This window comes from Salinimonas chungwhensis DSM 16280 (genome assembly GCF_000378185.1).
Lineage (GTDB): Bacteria > Pseudomonadota > Gammaproteobacteria > Enterobacterales > Alteromonadaceae > Alteromonas > Alteromonas chungwhensis.
Genome location: NZ_KB899376.1, coordinates 868,233 through 882,501 on the forward strand (window position 1 = coordinate 868,233; position 14,269 = coordinate 882,501).

Sequence of the window (14,269 nt, forward strand, 5' to 3'; positions counted from 1 at the left end):
GAGGCTGCCTTTTTTATTTAACCTGCTTATCAGATAGCTCAGCATTCCCGGCAGATGAACTTATTGTGCTAAGCGCTGTATTTTCTCTTTGGTACATGCTGGCACCCACAGGACGAAAATTAGGACTTAATTTCCATTTCGGCCGGATTGTGGTCATAGGCAAAACCCGTTTACGGGCAATAATCACATATACTGATGTGCACCAGGGCAGATAAGTAGCCAGCTTTTGCTGCCAGGAAGCAGGCAAAGAACGCCGCTGATTGAAAAAAAGCATGGAAAACAACATCCGGCGCTGCTCTATCACCTCAAAACCCAGAAGGTTCAACCAGTCTTTGACCCGGTGGGAGGAGAAAAAGCGAGCATCATGCAAAATGTTGCCCTTTCGTTCAGGCAAATATTTTCCCAGCCCTGCCAGACTGTAAGGATTAAAGCCACTGATAATGACATAACCGCTCTGGGTCAGACAACGATCCACTTCGCGCAGAATTTGATGGGGATCCTGAGCAAAATCCAGCTCATTCGCCAGTAAAAAACCATCAATACTGTTTTCAACATATGGCAATTCAGTGGATGCAGCAATAAGACCGGTGTGGGGTACCGACGCCGGTGTTTGGCAAATCTGGTGACCGATAGCACATTGCTTTAGTGCAATCTGGCTACTTAACGCGCCCAGCTTTACAAAGTGATAACCGAATATGCGCTGGCTGAATTCATCACTGACTGACTGAACCGCCAGACGCACAGACTCTCCACCGGGAAGGTCGGACCAACCGACAGGATACCGGGGCACTTTCTTTATTTGTGCCGATTTCATTTTTTACCGTTGATCCATCTGGTTGCAGTCACTTATCTATGTTTCTATAGTATCTCAATCATTTCACATCTCAAGCAGGTACGCCATGTCTACAATGACCGACACGCTGCCAGAAGGCGTACAAGTATCGCCTTTACGCGCATTTTCAGATAACTACATCTGGTGTATTCATAACGAAGAGCAGGTAGTGGTAGTGGATCCCGGCGACGCAGATCCAGTTCTGGATTTTTTGACTGAACGGGATCTTAAGCTCGCAGCAATCCTGGTAACCCACCACCACCATGATCACACAGGGGGGGTGACAAAGTTGGCTTCTCTGCGGCCTGACATTCCGGTTATCGGTCCACAGGGCGGCCATATTCGCGGCATTACCCAGTCCGTGCAGGAAGGTGATAAGACTGTCATTGAAGCACTGGATCTTGAGTTTACCGTTATCGAAGTGCCCGGCCACACACTAGATCATATCGCTTTTTACGGGCACAACATTCTTTTATGCGGAGATACATTATTTAATGGCGGCTGTGGACGGCTGTTTGAGGGTACCGCCGAGCAAATGCTGAATTCTTTGGATAAACTCAAGCATTTACCAGGTGACACCACTGTTTATTGCGCGCACGAGTATACGACTGCCAACCTTGAGTTTGCCGCCGCTGTGGAGCCCGAAAACAGCGCTATTAAAGAATACCAGTCGGTAGTGAAAACACTGCGTGAAGATGATGAACCCACCGTTCCCTGTGCGCTGTCGCTGCAGTTTGATATTAACCCTTTCATGCGTACGCAAGAAGATATCATTGCCCGTCGCGCCGCTCACAAAAGTGATGAGCCACTAACTGATGAGGTCAGTGTTTTTGCCGCTATTCGGCAATGGAAAGATAACTTTTAATGCATTTTTTAAACATTACCATTACACTATACCGTTCGATTTAGCCGCTCGCGGTTTACAGTGAATGATAAAGGTGCCGGTTTTTATGTCTCGACAGTGGTTTGTTTACTCTTCTATTGCACTGACCATGCTGTTAAGCGGTTGTCAGTCGCCTCAAACGCACCCCTCCCCCGAGACAGCTGAGCAGACTCAGTCCAGCTCTGATGAAACTGGCAGCTGCGAAGTAGGCAAAACGCCGATTAAGAATCAGCAAGATTGTGAAATCGCTAAGGACGGGGTCATTGATGTTATCCATCCTGAAGAAGATCTTGTTGTTAGTGCCAAGCCGGACGAAAAGGATGCGCTGGATAAAGAACCCGCTCCGGTGGTCATCACCGATGTCTGGGCCCGCATTGCCAATCAACTGAACTTTGAGGTACCGGATAATCGACGAGTTGCCGTTCAGCGTAACTGGTATCTTAAACATCCTGAATATATGGCCCGCGTAACCCGCCGCGCCCAGCCTTTTTTATTTTATATCACCAGCCAAATCGAAGAACAGGAAATGCCATTGGAATTGGCATTGTTACCCATAGTGGAAAGCGCCTTTGACCCGTTTGCCTATTCCCATGGTAGAGCAGCAGGTATGTGGCAGTTTATTCCGGGTACTGCGCGCCGTTTTGGTATTCGTCAGTCATGGTGGTATGACGGCAGACGCGATGTTATCGCCTCTACTGACGGTGCATTGAGCTATCTGACCTACCTGTACGAATATTTTGATGGCAACTGGCTGCATGCGCTGGCCGCTTACAATAGCGGTGAAGGTAGAGTCAGACGCGCCATCAAACGTAATCAGCAGGCTGGCAAACCAACCGACTTCTGGTCGTTGGACCTGCCCCGTGAAACCCGTGCTTATGTGCCCAAATTGCTGGCGCTGGCGGATATACTTAAGAACAAACAATCCTACGACTTTGCCTGGCCGGCCATTGAAAATGTTCCGGTAATAAAAATTGTGGATCTTGGCTCTCAGGTTGATTTGGCATTTGCCGCTGATTTAGCAGGGATGGACTTAAAGGCTTTACAGGCTCTAAACCCTGGCTTTAATCGTTGGGCTACCGACCCTGACGGCCCTCACCACTTGGTATTGCCTGCAGATAAAGCTGAGAATTTCACGCGCCAGCTTGCCAGTATTGATCGTGATGAGCGACTTAACTGGGTACGGCATACCGTCAAGCGTGGTGATAGCTTATTGAAACTTGCCAACCAATATCATACAACCGCCAAGATAATTCGTCAGGTAAACAATCTCGATAGCAACATGATCCGCATTGGCGACCACATCATGGTTCCTGTTGCCTTAAAAGCCCTCAATGCCTATGCCCTCTCCCAGGATCAGCGGCTTGCATCGCTGCAAAACATTCAGCGCGCCGACCATAAACTGGTACACAAGGTTAAGTCGGGGGATACCTTTTGGGAGCTAAGTCGTAAATATAAGGTTGATACCCGTGAACTGGCCAAATGGAATGGCATGGCGCCCACCGATCCGCTTCATCCAGGCAAAGAACTGGTTGTATGGGTAAATAAAGTAAGCGACTCGCAGCGCAACGATGCAGTGATTAAAACCCTTACCTATACCGTTAGAAAAGGCGACTCATTATCGGTCATCGCAAACAAATTTAACGTGCGAATTAAAGATATAAAAGACTGGAATGATATTGCCAACCAGCGTTATCTTCAGCCTGGACAAAAGCTTAAATTATTTGTGGATATCACCAGACTTAAAAATATAGGATAGCATTGGTATGTTAAGGATTAACCGGGAAAATCTAAGAAAAAGCCATCAGGGGCCCTGGTTAGTCGTCGATTTACTCATGCTGGTTCTGCTGTTAATTAATCTCGGGTGGTTAATTTTTGATGCCTTGTATTCCACAGCATCAATGCAACATGTGCTATCTACTTATTTGCCCGCTGTCTACCGTGGTTATCAACCTGTCCATCAAAATTTTCTGCTTATTGATCTGGTTTTCATCGCCATATTTTTAACAGAGTTTTGTGTAAGATGGGCAGTATCTGTAGCGCAAAAAGAACATTTGCGCTGGTACTTTTTCCCGGTGTTACACTGGTACGATATTGTCGGGCTAATTCCGCTGACATTTACCCGCCTGTTTCGTTTTCTGCGTATATTTTCAATTTTACATCGATTGCATAAGTTCGAAATCATTGATTTAAACCGCACCCGCACCTACCGCTTTTTTGCGTTTTACTATGACGTGTTCGTAGAAGAGCTTAGCGACCGCATCGTGGTAAAAATTCTGGCCGATATTCAGGAAGATATCCGGGAAGGCTCCCCGCTGATTGATAAAATTACCGACCAGGTTCTGGCGCCGCGCCGCCCGGTGCTCACTCAATGGGTTGCCGGGGTTATGCAACATATGGGCAATGGCCTGTCAGATAACGAACAGGGCTCTGTTATTCGTGAACACGTTAAACAAAGCGTTGGCAAAGCAGTCAAGAACAACCAGCAGTTCAACAATCTGGCCTATTTGCCTGTGGTGGGAAAAACCATTGAAAATACACTGGAGCAAACCATCACCGATATCGTTACCGCATCGCTGATCAATTTGCTTAGCGATGTCAGTGATGAGCGTATCAATGAATTTATCCAGTCAGGCGTAAAAGGTTATTCGCCCAAGACAGAAGCGCTGGACAAAGAAGTGTTGAAGGTAGTCGATGAATGTTTTGATTTGGTCAAAGCGCATGTGTCGCAACAGCGCTGGAAAGCGCACTTAAGTGGTAGCGCAAAAACCGTTCCCATGCCGGATGTCAATGAACACCCGGTCGACCCCAATAAACAGTAACAGGCATGTTGCACATGAAGATGGCCCTTCGCATTCCCCCGGTGATTGTGCTGCTAATAGCAGGTGTGCTGCAACAGATCACTGATTTTTACGCTGAGGGTGAGAAACATCGTGCAATGACGATTAGCGCTGTGCTGGTCTTTGTTATAGCTTTGTTTATCGGCATCCTTGCTATAGTACAGTTTCGGCACCATCAAACAACCGTAGATCCCAGGTATCCTGACAGCGCATCGTCACTGATTACGCAGGGTATTTTTCGCGTCTCCCGCAATCCTATTTATCTGGCTATGGCGTTAGTGCTGACTGCGCAGTCACTATGGCTTTCGAACTGGCTCACACTTATTCCGCTATTCGTGTTCTGCATGTATATTCAGCACTTTCAAATTATTCCCGAAGAACACGCCTTACGTGCGCATTTCGGTAGCGCTTATAACCTCTATTGCCAGCGCACGAGGCGCTGGCTGGGAATAAAAACTACTGACGACGCCAGATAGTTCCCTCCGGGCCGTCTTCAAGCACAATGCCTCTGGCAGTTAGCGCATCACGCGCCTCATCGGCTGCTGCCCAGTTTTTACTGGCACGGGCGTCGTTACGCTGTTTGATTAACGCCTCAATTTCCGCGCTATCATCACTGCCACCCTGTAAAAAGACGTCTGGCTCTGACTGCAAAATGCCCAATATGCGACCAAGCGTTCTGAGCACACCGGCCAGGTGAGACGCCTCTTCAGTATCGGCTTTTTGCTTGTTCAGCGCTTTGGCGACATCAAACAATACTGACATCGCCTCTGGCACATTCAGATCATCATTCATCGCCTGTTCAAAGCGAACAAGATACTCATTATCGTCGTCGATGACCTGCTCTGTGACCTCTACGCCCCGCAGCGCTGTATACAAGCGCTCCAGAGCAGCGCGTGCCTGGGTGATATTATCCAATGAATAACTTAACTGGCTTCTGTAGTGGGCGGAGATCAAAAAGAAACGAAGTGTTTCTGCATCGTGTTGTTTTAACACATCCCGTAAGGTAAAGAAGTTGCCCAGCGACTTAGACATCTTTTCATTGTCCACCTGCACCATCCCTGTATGCATCCAGGTGTTCACATAAGGCGTATCATAGGCACAGCACGATTGCGCCACCTCATTTTCGTGGTGGGGAAACATCAGATCGGAACCTCCGCCATGGATATCAAAATGCTCACCAAGATGCTTATGATTCATCGCTGAGCATTCAATGTGCCAGCCGGGACGGCCACTGCCAAATGGTGACTCCCACGCCGGTTCGCCAGCTTTGGCCGACTTCCATAACACAAAATCGAGGGGATCATCTTTGCCTGCTGCAACATCTACCCGGGCGCCTGCGTTTAACTGTTCAAGGTTCTGTTTGCTTAGCCTGCCATAATCATCGTATTTACTGACATCAAACAACACATCTCCACTTTCAGACTGATACGCATAGCCTTTGTCGAGCAAGGTTTCGATGATAGTGATAATCTCTGGCATATGGTCGGTGACCCGCGGCTCCACATCAGGCTTTACCAGATTAATTGCGGCAAAATCCTCATGCATCATCGCAATAGTGCGCTCGGTCAACGCACTGACTGTCTCGCTATTTTCATTGGCTCGCGCGATGATTTTATCGTCAACATCCGTAATGTTACGTACATATTTTACGTTGTAGCCCAGATGCCGCAGATAACGCACCAGTACATCAAACGACAGGTAAGTCCTGGCATGCCCCATATGACTCAGATCATAGACTGTGATTCCACACACATACAACCCCACCTGCCCTTCATTGAGCGGTACAAAGCGCGCTTTTTCTCGGGTACGGGTATTGTAAAGGTGCAGCATCTTTTTATGTTCCTGTTCTGAATAAAAATCGGCGCAAAGTTTAGCACTGTCAGCAGGCAAGTCACAGTGTTTGTTCAGCCAGCTATTGTGCCGATTTATCTTTGTCTGAATTTGGGCTACCATAATCTCATTCTGACACCTTATAGAAAGGCAAATTTACATGGTAACGTTAAAAACCAATTTTGGTGACATCAAGATAGAACTGTTTGAGGATAAAGCACCTAAGACCGTTGAAAACTTTATTAACTACGTTAAAGAAGGTTTTTATGACAATACTGTCTTTCATCGGGTCATTGACGGCTTTATGGTTCAGGGTGGTGGATTTACCCCAGATATGGAGCAAAAAAATACCGGTGCCGCCATCGAAAATGAAGCAAATAACGGTATTGCTAACGAAAAAGGCACGCTGGCTATGGCTCGCACCAATGATCCTCACTCAGCCACGTCGCAGTTTTTTATTAATGTAAAAGATAACGACTTTTTAAACTTTACCAGCGAATCGGTCAATGGCTGGGGTTACTGCGTCTTTGCTAAAGTGGTAGAAGGCATGGATGTTGTCGAAAAGATTAAAGACGTTAAGACCGGCAGTCATGGTTTCCATCAGGATGTGCCAGTAGAGCCTGTTATTATTGAAAAAGCAGAACTGAATTAATCAGTCGACTCTTAGCCGGACAGTTTGCCTGTCCGGTGCTTATTAAACTTTCGCCTCAGTTGCTCATGCCATTTACTTACTTCATTGCCGACCTTCATCTTACCGCTGACAGACCTGACATTTCCGGATGCCTGTTTCGCTTTTTGAAAGAAGACGCGCGCGGGGCCGATGCTCTGTATGTGTTGGGTGATCTTTTTGAGGTCTGGATCGGTGATGATAATGTCACGCCGTTCAATGACGCGGTGGCGAAAGCGTTTTATCATCTCAGCCAATCCGTACCAATATACTTTATTCACGGAAACCGGGATTTTGCCATTCGCCAAAAGTGGGCGACGAAGGCCGGCATGACAATTCTTAATGAGCAGACGGTTATCGATTTATACGGTCAGGCAACGCTTATTACCCATGGTGACGAGCTTTGTACTCGCGATGTCGCGTATCAGAAATTCAGAAAAAAATCCCGCAGTTGGTGGTGGCCGCGCCTGATGCTGGCCATGCCGCTATGGTTCAGACGCCGTGTCGCTGAAAACGGTCGTAGGGAAAGCCGTGAAACGCAAAAACATCTGCATCAGGAAATCATGGATGTAACTCCTTCAGAAGTTACTGCTGTCATGGAGCAATATCACGTACAGCGACTTATTCATGGGCATACCCATCGACCTGCCATACATACTTTTACCGCGAACAGCTTGCCTGCTCAGCGTATTGTTTTGGGTGACTGGTATGAACAGGGTTCCGTACTAAAAGTCACGCCGAATTCCACAGACTTACAAACCAGAAACTTTTTGTAATCATCAACATCGGCAAGTTTACAGCTCTCTGACGCTCATCAGACTAGTTTATATTCAATTAATGCTATACATTAAATTGTCTGAATTCACCTGAGTATTATTATGGCTAACACTATCTTTACGTTACCTTTTTTGCTCACTATTGCCATTGTAATCGTCTTGTTTGTTTTCGTCGCAGAGGTTATTGCTATTTTTTGCAATACCAGCTTACTTGGACTGGATAAAACGTTTCCTGAAAATAACATCTCGCTTCAAAAAAATATGCCCTCCTTATTACACTGGACAGGTCTTGAACAAGCCCCTTTCCTGCTTTGGATGGTGACTTTTCTGAGCCTGTTCGTAATTGTGACTTTTGGCCTGAATATTATTGCCGTGTGGTTTACCGCTTCTGAGTTACCGCTGACGTTGCAGCTACTGCTATGTGGGGGCATTAGCCTGATCCTGTGTAAACGCTGTGTGCATTACCTGATACGGTTATTGTGGACTCTTCCACCTAAACAGCAAACAGAGGACATGGCTGGACAGCATGCTGTGATTACTATGGGAATTGCCATTGCCAGGCAGCCCGCGGAGGCCCGAATCATCACCAGCCCCGATTGCCCAAGGTATCTGATGGTGGTGCCTGCAAACGACGCTGAGATACTCAGGCCTGGTGACATGGTCAGGGTACAAAACTGGGAGAATAACCGCTGGAAAGCGACAAAAATTTAGTCTTTTGACCCTTCATTCTCTTTTTGCTCTTCATTTTGAGGAGCTTCCAGAGCCTGTTCCAGTTGGAGTAATTTTTTTGACCGCAGGTTTTGATGCAGATCGGAGTTAATATACGTGTACAAGAATAACAACAGGATAATTGGCGTAAAAATAAGCACCAACAACCACTCAAGAGAATTATACCCCCACCGTCTGACTGCTACCGATTCTGTCTTACACCGTTTACGCAACGTATTAAGTCGAGCGTGCAAAAACATGAAAATGACCACCGAGCCTACAGAAACAATTACACGATAAACTGTTTCTACCTCGATCACGCTGGCGACCGCAAAAAACAGCCCGCAAGAGAAAAATAGGCTCATCCAGAGATAGTCCAGAAGAGATGGCCAGCTTCGTATATTGAGACGTTTTTCAGCGCGTCGCAAATAAACAAAAAATCGCTTGAAGGCAATAGGCTGAACAATAAAAACTAACGGCACCAAAGACCATAAAAAAGGCGTTATTTCATCGTCATCATTTACGGCACGTATGTCCCGGCTGGCGAGAAAAAACCATACAGGCAGATAAAGTCCCGCCGTGCAGAATACCAGTAATCCCTCAAGCACGCTAAGCCGCACAGGTGCTGTGGTATAGGGCGCATTTGCTTCATGTTGCGTGTTAGCCATACTATTGCCGAATCCTTAAAGAAACAAAATTCTCCGCTAGACCGTTGCTCATTAATAACGTTTTAATCTTTCTATGTAGTTTAAAAGCCACTAACAAGTTCAGTTAGATAAACAAAAGGTTATGCATATGCATTTTGCTGCACAACAGGTCTTCCGCTATGAAATTTAAAATCCTCGTCAGGCTCAGAAATAAGCAAGGCTTCTGCCTGCCCGAAAAATGCCACACGTTCACTGATATCCTCATTGGCGATTTTCTGCGCCAATGCCAGATAATCCTCAAAATGGCGTGCTTCAGAACGTAACAGCGAGACATAAAATTGCCCAAGCTTTTCATCTACATGAGGCGCCAGCATGGCGAATCTTTCGCACGATCTTGCTTCTATATAAGCCCCACAGATGAGTTTATCTACTAACGCCTGAGGCTCATATGTTCTGACATGCTTTAACAACCCTTTGGCATAGCGGCTGGACGGCACATTTTTATACTCAATGTTGTACTCATGCATGATTTCAAGTACCTGACAAAAATGGTGCAACTCTTCCTTGATAAGCAAAACCATTTTATCAATCAGTTCCTGACCATACAGCGAGTTTGATTTGGGCAGCATGGTTTTGCTGAGCCGACCATTTGCAGATAGCATCGCTGCGTCACCTTTGTTGCGGTATACAAAATCTTCGTAAGGCTTGAGCCACTGCAACAAGGCCTGGCCGCTTTGTTCATCCACCGCATAACGACGAATAAGAAACATGGCTGACTGTGCTGCTTTGAGCTCGCAGATAAGATGATCGGTAAGAACCACTGAAAGATTTTCGGGTTCCTGCGCCTTTTCAACCCAGCTTTGCGGTGTTTGTACCTGTAAAAAAGTGTTAATCGGCTGCAATAAGGAAGAATCAAACACGAAAGTTAAACACCCGTTTGACAGTAAATTTTAGTGGGTCGGATGATAGCACAACGGCTGTACGCAGTGCTATCCGGCATTTAGCAGCGAAAACCGTTACCGCGACTGACCCGATTGTTACATTCAATCGTTTTCATTAGTCACACTACAAATTTTCGTTCTGGGGTAAGGATTTGGCTACAACGACGAAATCTTCCGATAAGAATATCGTGCTGGTGACAGGGGCGTCAGGATCGGTGGGAAGCGCACTATGCAACGCCCTTAAGTCTGAATTTCATCTAATCGGGCTGGATATTGTAGAGTCTGATAGTGCTGATGAAAGCTATCAGTGCGACTTCACCTCCAAAGATTCCATCGCGCTGGCGCTGCGCAAAATCCGTGATAAACACGATGATGAAATAGCGTCAGTGATTCACCTTGCTGCCTACTTTGATTTCACCGGTGAGCCTAACCCACTATATGAAGAACTCAATGTACAGGGCACCGCTCATTTTCTGGACTTACTACAGGATTTTCATGTCGAGCACTTTTTCTACGCTTCCACTATGCTGGTTCATGAAGCTGGCGTCCCAGGCCAGAAAATTACTGAGGATACACCTATTGCCCCGGGTTGGGAGTATCCTCAATCAAAAGCCAATGCCGAAGAGGCAGTACGTGAACACCATGGCCATATTCCCTTTTCATTGCTTCGGCTGGCCGGACTTTACGATGAACATACGGCCGTACCGACGTTAAGCTATCAGATAGCCAGAATTTACGAGCGCCAGCTCAAGAGCTGGGTTTACAGTGGCGATAAAATGGCCGGTCAGGCATTTTTGCATAAAGACGATATGGTCGCCTTGTTCCGGCAAATGGTGCTATCGCGCGGTTCGTTGCCCGAACAGAATGTGGTGCTTGCCGGAGAAGACTCTGTTATGGGCTATCAGGCCCTGCAAAACCGCATTGGTAATTTGATTTATGGGGAAAAAGAGTGGGAAACCATCGATATCCCACAATTTTTTGCTAAGCAGGGCGCGTGGCTTGAAGAAAAAACAGAACCCGTGGTTCCGGATGCGTTTGATCATGGAGAAAAGCCATTCATCAAGCCCTTTATGATCGACCTGGCCAGCGACCACTATGAGTTGGATCTCTCCAGAGTCAAAGACCAAACTGGCTGGGAGCCCAGCCATCATATCTATGATGAGCTGGCCAATCTTATTGATAATTTAAAGAACGACCCGCCCGCCTGGTATAAAGCCAATGGCATAACAATGCCCGACTGGATGCAGACATCCACGGAAAAAAAGGTGAACGCAGATACGATTCGGGAAAAGCACGAAGAAAATTATAAGACCAGCCATAACAATTTTATCTGGGCCCACTTTATGAACATCGGGCTGGCTTTCTGGCTGTTCACGTCACCATTTTTGCTAGGGTATGAAAGTCAGGGCATGGTCGTCAGTGACATGATTTCCGGTGGCGCATTGCTGATTTTCGGGGCGTTGAGTCTCTCGTGGCGTATGAGCCTGGCCAGATGGGCTGCCGGGGCTGTGGGATTATGGGTGCTAAGCGCCCCACTGGTGTTTTGGGCGCCCACCGCCGCGGCCTATTTAAACGGCACGATAGTGGGGATGCTGATCATCGGCTTTGCAGTCTGTTCAAGGCCGACCCCGGGCGTTTCACTGATAGCTGCAGAAACTGGCCCAAATGTGCCTCCTGGCTGGGATTTCAATCCCTCCAGCTGGGTTCAACGGATGCCAATTATCCTGCTTGCTTTTGTCGGCTTTTTTATTTCACGCTATTTGTGTGCTTATCAGCTTGGTCATATTGACGCCGTCTGGGACCCTTTTTTCGCTGGTGCCGCCGGCAATGGAAAAAATGGTACGGAAGAAATTATCACATCCAAGGTTTCAGAAGCCTGGCCGGTGCCGGATGCCGGTCTTGGGGCGCTCACCTATGCGTTGGAAATACTTACAGGCCTGATGGGGTCGACCAGACGCTGGCGTACGATGCCGTGGCTGGTAATGCTGTTTGGCATCATGATTGTTCCACTTGGGGCAGTATCAATTTTCTTCATTATCATTCAACCTATTGTTATTGGAACCTGGTGTACTTTATGTTTAATCGGTGCAGCTGCTATGTTGATTCAGATTCCCTACTCGCTGGATGAATTAGTCGCAACAACTGAGTTTTTATGGCGTCGCAAAAAGCAGGGTCGTCCATTATTGAGAATATTCTTTACCGGCGATACAGATGAAGGTAAGTGGCAAGGTGACGAACGTGAGTTTGAGCGTGGCCCGCTGATTGTTTTAAAAGATATGGTGATGGGCGGTGTCACCCTGCCCTGGAATCTGGCACTTTGCATTCCGCTTGGACTGTGGCTGATGTTTACCCGAGTCACGCTGGATGCCAGCGGCGGCATGGCCAACGCTGACCATATCATAGGAGCACTGGCGCTGACGGTTGTAATCACCGCCACTGCAGAGTCCGGTCGCGCAGTCCGTTATGGTCTCATCCCACTAGGAATGGCTTTGATGGCCGCACCGTTTGTGTACGAGGCAAGTATGCTGTCAATGGTATCAAGTCTGGTATGCGGGCCATTGCTGATTGCTCTGAGTCTGCGCAGAGGACCAATCTCATGCCGTTACGGCAAGTGGGAAAAAGCCATCGTGTAATGGTTATCGAGTACCAGGCTGCCATTTAACAGCACCCTGGTACTCGTTAACGTTCTTAACGCCTGCAACTTTGATTAATTTTTCAACTATTTTTATTGACTTAGCTGGTCTATAAGCGATAGGTTATTTGTTAAGCAGTTGTAAACAACCGTCACAGGGGCAGGTTATGATTCTGAATCATATATTAGGCATTTACACGCATCCCAGAGAAGAATGGGCTACTATCGACAAAAAGCATGAAAATTATGTTTATGCGCTAAGCCATATTCTGGTCATCGCACTCATACCTTCCCTGGTAACCTATTACTCCGCTACACAACTTGGCTGGAAAATTGGTGCCGGTGATACTATTCGTCTGACCGAACAGAGCGCGCTGATTGTCAGTATTGGTCTCTACGCAGGTCTCATACTGGGTGTGCTGGCATTAGCATTACTGGTCCGCGAGCTTGCGGCGATTTTTGATGCAAAACCTACCTATACGCAGTCGCTGGAATTAGCCGCTTATACATCCACCCCTTTGTTTATGGTGGGCTTTGCCGGCCTTTATCCCCAGCTATGGTTTGTGATGAGTGTCGGATTAGTGGGGCTAACCTACTCGGTCTACCTATTGTACTCTGGGGTTCCCATTATTATGCATATACCTGAAGAGAAGGGATTTATTTACGCCAGCTCAGTAGTGACCTGCGGTCTGGTGTTACTAAGTGTTCTGATGGCAGCGACGATTATTGTCTGGGGATCGGGGTTCGGCCCGCAATTTCTTCATTAATCAACATGCCATCAGCCCCGATCTTTTCGATCAGGCCTACCTTTCAGGTAGCGCTCGGTAAATAGCGTAAAATAGTTTTCTAATGCCGTGGCCGCAGCGTTTTCTTCGGCCATTTTTAACACCTCTATAGCCACTTCTGCAGTAGAAAGCTGATAATCATGAGCAGCTTCCCGCAAACGGTAGTTACTATGAAAATCAGGTTGTACGCCAAGCACTGGCAATCCTTGCAAATAAGCGCTTTTAGTGAACATGCGTTTAGCTTCACGCCAGGTACCATCTAGAAAGATAAATAACGGGGTCTTTGTATCCTCAACCCCGCTTACACGGCGCGCAGGTGTCGCATATTGATGAGGAAAAATGACATAAGGCTTGTATGTCGGGTCGTCCAGTAACGCAATTAATTCTGGCTGAGGCATTGTGCGATGCCATTTAAACGCATAATTCTCTGCAATGACATCAGCAATCAGCCGGCCCGTATTGGAAGGTTTGTAATATTCGCCTTTAGCCATAAGCATAATTACTGCGCAGCGGCCACCCTGCATCGGTTTATCGGCACACAGACAGTGCTGTTGGGGTAACAAGCATAACTCACAGCGTTTAACACGGCTTCCCCGGGTAACAAACGGCTTGGTGGAGCTGGCCAGCTCTGTTTTGCGAAGCGTCATAACTGAATTAGACATGTGATTCACGAATAGGAAAAGAAGTTAAGTGGTGTGACTAAGCGCCGGTCGGTATTGCGTTACGTCCTG

At 47.1% G+C, this 14,269-nt stretch carries 14 protein-coding genes; 9 read left to right on the forward strand and 5 right to left on the reverse strand.

Annotation, left to right across the window (positions count from 1 at the left end):
* Nucleotides 1–13 precede the first annotated feature (13 nt).
* The gene (locus F458_RS0103935; protein WP_018982078.1) at nt 14–814 is read right to left on the reverse strand and encodes a methyltransferase domain-containing protein; all 801 of its coding nucleotides are present in this window, start codon (nt 812–814) and stop codon (nt 14–16) included.
* Nucleotides 815–899: 85 nt separating this feature from the next.
* Between F458_RS0103935 and gloB the strand changes: the two genes are divergently transcribed.
* From gloB to F458_RS0103955, 4 genes are all read left to right on the forward strand, one after another.
* Nucleotides 900–1,697 carry a hydroxyacylglutathione hydrolase gene (gloB, locus tag F458_RS0103940; RefSeq protein WP_018982079.1) on the forward strand — a complete coding sequence of 266 codons (798 nt, stop codon included), beginning with the start codon at nt 900–902 and terminating at the stop codon, nt 1,695–1,697.
* A gap of 85 nt (nt 1,698–1,782) precedes the next feature.
* Nucleotides 1,783–3,471, forward strand: coding sequence for a LysM peptidoglycan-binding domain-containing protein (locus F458_RS0103945; protein WP_018982080.1), 1,689 nt, complete (start codon nt 1,783–1,785; stop codon nt 3,469–3,471).
* A gap of 7 nt (nt 3,472–3,478) precedes the next feature.
* Complete coding sequence (locus tag F458_RS0103950) at nt 3,479–4,534, forward strand: ion transporter (protein ID WP_026294470.1); 1,056 nt, start codon at nt 3,479–3,481, stop codon at nt 4,532–4,534.
* 14 nt (nt 4,535–4,548) lie between these two features.
* The gene (locus F458_RS0103955; protein ID WP_018982082.1) at nt 4,549–5,028 is read left to right on the forward strand and encodes a methyltransferase family protein; all 480 of its coding nucleotides are present in this window, start codon (nt 4,549–4,551) and stop codon (nt 5,026–5,028) included.
* Here F458_RS0103955 and cysS read toward each other — a convergent pair.
* Nucleotides 5,009–6,382: a cysteine--tRNA ligase gene (cysS, locus tag F458_RS0103960; protein ID WP_026294472.1), complete on the reverse strand. Its 1,374-nt coding sequence runs from the start codon at nt 6,380–6,382 to the stop codon at nt 5,009–5,011. The two genes, F458_RS0103955 and cysS, sit on opposite strands and share 20 nt — an antisense overlap.
* Nucleotides 6,383–6,542: 160 nt before the next feature.
* On the opposite strand from cysS, the gene F458_RS0103965 reads away from it, so the two are divergent.
* The 3 genes from F458_RS0103965 to F458_RS0103975 all read left to right on the forward strand — a co-directional run bounded on the left by F458_RS0103965 (nt 6,543) and on the right by F458_RS0103975 (nt 8,536).
* On the forward strand, nt 6,543–7,034 hold the full coding sequence (locus tag F458_RS0103965; RefSeq protein WP_018982084.1) for a peptidylprolyl isomerase: 492 nt from the start codon (nt 6,543–6,545) through the stop codon (nt 7,032–7,034).
* 65 nt (nt 7,035–7,099) lie between these two features.
* Nucleotides 7,100–7,825 (forward strand): UDP-2,3-diacylglucosamine diphosphatase, encoded by a 726-nt coding sequence (gene lpxH, locus F458_RS0103970; protein ID WP_018982085.1) that lies wholly within the window; start codon nt 7,100–7,102, stop codon nt 7,823–7,825.
* Between the two features lie 102 nt (nt 7,826–7,927).
* Nucleotides 7,928–8,536, forward strand: a complete 609-nt coding sequence (locus F458_RS0103975) for an OB-fold-containig protein (protein WP_018982086.1) — start codon at nt 7,928–7,930, stop codon at nt 8,534–8,536.
* Here F458_RS0103975 and F458_RS0103980 read toward each other — a convergent pair.
* Nucleotides 8,533–9,201 carry a hypothetical protein gene (locus F458_RS0103980; protein ID WP_018982087.1) on the reverse strand — a complete coding sequence of 223 codons (669 nt, stop codon included), beginning with the start codon at nt 9,199–9,201 and terminating at the stop codon, nt 8,533–8,535. The genes F458_RS0103975 and F458_RS0103980 overlap by 4 nt on opposite strands.
* A gap of 119 nt (nt 9,202–9,320) precedes the next feature.
* Nucleotides 9,321–10,100 (reverse strand): tRNA isopentenyl-2-thiomethyl-A-37 hydroxylase MiaE, encoded by a 780-nt coding sequence (gene miaE, locus F458_RS0103985; RefSeq protein WP_018982088.1) that lies wholly within the window; start codon nt 10,098–10,100, stop codon nt 9,321–9,323.
* A gap of 173 nt (nt 10,101–10,273) precedes the next feature.
* Here miaE and F458_RS0103990 point away from each other — a divergent pair, with 173 nt between their 5' ends.
* Nucleotides 10,274–12,754 (forward strand): vitamin K epoxide reductase family protein, encoded by a 2,481-nt coding sequence (locus F458_RS0103990; RefSeq protein ID WP_026294473.1) that lies wholly within the window; start codon nt 10,274–10,276, stop codon nt 12,752–12,754.
* 166 nt (nt 12,755–12,920) lie between these two features.
* Nucleotides 12,921–13,520 (forward strand): Yip1 family protein, encoded by a 600-nt coding sequence (locus F458_RS0103995; RefSeq protein WP_018982090.1) that lies wholly within the window; start codon nt 12,921–12,923, stop codon nt 13,518–13,520.
* A gap of 11 nt (nt 13,521–13,531) precedes the next feature.
* Here the strand turns inward: F458_RS0103995 and F458_RS0104000 are convergent, their stop codons facing one another.
* A complete protein-coding gene (locus F458_RS0104000; protein WP_232362627.1) occupies nt 13,532–14,200 on the reverse strand; it encodes a tRNA-uridine aminocarboxypropyltransferase in 669 nt (222 codons plus the stop codon).
* Nucleotides 14,201–14,269: the final 69 nt, after the last annotated feature.

Coding starts and splice junctions, on each gene's coding strand:
- F458_RS0103935 (WP_018982078.1), bottom strand. CDS start 814: ATGAAATCGGCACAAATAAAGAAAGTGCCCCGGTATCCTGTCGGTTGG.
- gloB (WP_018982079.1), top strand. CDS start 900: ATGTCTACAATGACCGACACGCTGCCAGAAGGCGTACAAGTATCGCCT.
- F458_RS0103945 (WP_018982080.1), top strand. CDS start 1,783: ATGTCTCGACAGTGGTTTGTTTACTCTTCTATTGCACTGACCATGCTG.
- F458_RS0103950 (WP_026294470.1), top strand. CDS start 3,479: ATGTTAAGGATTAACCGGGAAAATCTAAGAAAAAGCCATCAGGGGCCC.
- F458_RS0103955 (WP_018982082.1), top strand. CDS start 4,549: ATGAAGATGGCCCTTCGCATTCCCCCGGTGATTGTGCTGCTAATAGCA.
- cysS (WP_026294472.1), bottom strand. CDS start 6,382: ATGCTGCACCTTTACAATACCCGTACCCGAGAAAAAGCGCGCTTTGTA.
- F458_RS0103965 (WP_018982084.1), top strand. CDS start 6,543: ATGGTAACGTTAAAAACCAATTTTGGTGACATCAAGATAGAACTGTTT.
- lpxH (WP_018982085.1), top strand. CDS start 7,100: ATGCCATTTACTTACTTCATTGCCGACCTTCATCTTACCGCTGACAGA.
- F458_RS0103975 (WP_018982086.1), top strand. CDS start 7,928: ATGGCTAACACTATCTTTACGTTACCTTTTTTGCTCACTATTGCCATT.
- F458_RS0103980 (WP_018982087.1), bottom strand. CDS start 9,201: ATGGCTAACACGCAACATGAAGCAAATGCGCCCTATACCACAGCACCT.
- F458_RS0103995 (WP_018982090.1), top strand. CDS start 12,921: ATGATTCTGAATCATATATTAGGCATTTACACGCATCCCAGAGAAGAA.
- F458_RS0104000 (WP_232362627.1), bottom strand. CDS start 14,200: ATGTCTAATTCAGTTATGACGCTTCGCAAAACAGAGCTGGCCAGCTCC.